Here is a 2,353-nt window from a genome sequence, read left to right as displayed (position 1 = left end):
AAGAAGCTCGAGAGGCTTCTTCATGCCTTCATTCAGTGGGCGATAAAGACGCTGAAATCATGGTCATTGTTATTGACAGGAGATAGGGTGTCTGCAGCAAGCCTGAAATAGGGCCTGTTATGGAGCAGACCCTATATAGTTTGTTTGTCCACTCATGCCGGCAAATCGTTTGGAGGAACTCGATACAGCACATCCCTGCGCAACAAAAAGAGGAGTCCCAAACGCAGGGCGAACGACACCACCATCGACGGACGCGATCAGCGGGCAGAGGCATCACTTGGTTCGACCCACAAAATAAAGCGTGCCGCTACTCCCTCGAACGTTGCCTTAACCCTCCGTCAACGCGGCCCACTCTCGTGGAATTCCTTTGATCGGCGAAAAAAAGTTGCGCGGCTAACTCCAAGTTCCCTCGCCGCCTGCTCAGCATTGATAGTTGCGGCATCATAGCGTTCCATTACGTCAGCAAACACGATCTCGTCAAGGCGCCTTCTCTGGCGACCCTGGTATTTTCCTTCGGCAGATGCCCTTTCGATACCGGCTTGTCTTTGCTTATCGATGAAGGACTTTTCTTTCGCATATAAAGCATGCAAGATCGCAAAGTATTCAGCGCGATTGGAGTCGTCGATCGAAAATCCTTCGCCCTGGATCACTCTCCCCCTGCATATCATGTCAAGCAAAGCTTTCGTAGCCTGCGATGAACGCGCACCCAAACCAGAGAGATCGCCCACAAAGACCGGGGCATTTAAGTCTGCCTCTTCTGCTCGAATCACGTACAGATTGTCACCCGAGTAGCGCGTGGGCGTGCGAATGAGCCACTCCAGGCGATTCAGGTACTCCAGCCCATGCATGTCGAGCAGCTCGCGCACATCTTCACGATTCTCGGCAGGAGCGCGTTCGCTCACAAAGACCGGCGTACGGTTTTCCCGCACGTATTCTTTGCGGTGCAAATCGAGATTAACGCCGGGAATACCCTGGAAGAGCGGCGGATGAAGGAGCGCTATCACGCTGTAATTCGGCGCAATGACGTAGCGAAAGGAGCCGTCTTCGTACTCCGTATACCCAATCGTTCCAAGGTGGTACTCCAAATGCGTTGCTTCATCGGTGAGGCAGATTACGCCCTTCGTTGTGGAGTGTCTCATAGCCTACCTCGCAGAAGAGTTTGGTACGATTTTTGCAGGATCAGCTGGTAGCGAAGGTCAAGCATGCGCTGGTAAAAATCGTGTCGAACCTCACTTATGCCCGCAATGCCGTCAACAAGTTTTTCTATTTCGCTTTGGACAATATGCTCCATAACGAAGCGCAATGCATCGTTGCATTCGGAGAACAAGCCACTTGCAATAATCTGGCTATAGGAACTCTTTTTGCCGCGAAGCTTTATCTGGGAGGTGGGGAAACCGTAGACCCGCTTGAGCATTTCATCCTCATCTTTCAAAACCTCAAGAATTGCATCGTCGTCGACCAGATTCGGGAACAGGCACGAGCCATTGTCGAAAACAGGGGCCATGGCATACGCGTTGCTTTTCTTCACGAAACCCCAATTCGCACCATGTCTATCGAAGTTGCCGATGAGGGCATCCACCACATACATACGCCAAAACAACTCGATGGTCTCGGCTACATTGGTAAGCTTGCTGTTGTCGTGAAGCATGTGCATGATGTCGGCGTATTCATACTGGTAGGATTCTTTATCTTCTTCCAACGTGCTCTCGCCGATATCGTTGAAGGGAACGAATTGCGCCTCACTGGTGTTGAAGTCGCGACATGCCACCACAGGTTCGTCGCCGAACGTACCAAGGTAGGTGCTTTGCGCGGGAATTCCCGCAAGCTCGAATATATGGGAGCCTAAGTATTCTGATACATGATTGAAGCGCTTGCCAAATGCAGTGGCCTTCTGAAATTTGATCATGTAGCAGCTGCCATCCGGCATGATTACGCCCTTCTTGCGCTCGCTACCAGCATAATATCTTCCGCTATCGGGAAAGGATGAGAAGTCCACGTTACCACCTATAGTATCAATAGCAATCTTTATTGTATTTGAGACTACAGTATATCATTCTATTGGGTAGTATCAATAGAATGATATATCTCTTATGATACGGCTAAGCCTTCCCTGTAAAGAGCAACAGCGAAAGCACCGCTGCATATCAGACTGCATTGGCGCCGTACGCTTGAAGAATCTTCGAGCGACTTTCATCATTAACCAGACGAAGATTTTTCATTTGTGACGTAATTACCTTTGCGTCAGCACTGTGTGGCAGCACTGAAACTATTTCTTGGTACCCTTGGCACCTTAGGACCTCAACCCCACATCACGGAATGCAAACCCACCATTCCTCAGCATGCGAAACAAGTA

2 protein-coding genes are annotated in these 2,353 nt (G+C 50.1%); both read right to left on the bottom strand.

The features are described 5' to 3' along the window. Positions 1-338: 338 nt before the first annotated feature. The gene (locus RR842_RS14005) at positions 339-1,085 is read right to left on the bottom strand and encodes a recombinase family protein (RefSeq protein ID WP_332730195.1); all 747 of its coding nucleotides are present in this window, start codon (positions 1,083-1,085) and stop codon (positions 339-341) included. Positions 1,086-1,135: 50 nt separating this feature from the next. Further along, positions 1,136-1,996 (bottom strand): HipA domain-containing protein, encoded by an 861-nt coding sequence (locus RR842_RS14000; protein ID WP_332730193.1) that lies wholly within the window; start codon positions 1,994-1,996, stop codon positions 1,136-1,138. Between the last annotated feature and the right edge of the window lie 357 nt (positions 1,997-2,353).

It is taken from the genome of Gordonibacter sp., from assembly GCF_036667095.1.
In the GTDB taxonomy this organism is placed as follows: domain Bacteria; phylum Actinomycetota; class Coriobacteriia; order Coriobacteriales; family Eggerthellaceae; genus Gordonibacter.
The sequence above is the reverse complement of the archived record's forward strand: the minus strand, read 5'-3'. Positions and strand labels throughout refer to the sequence as shown.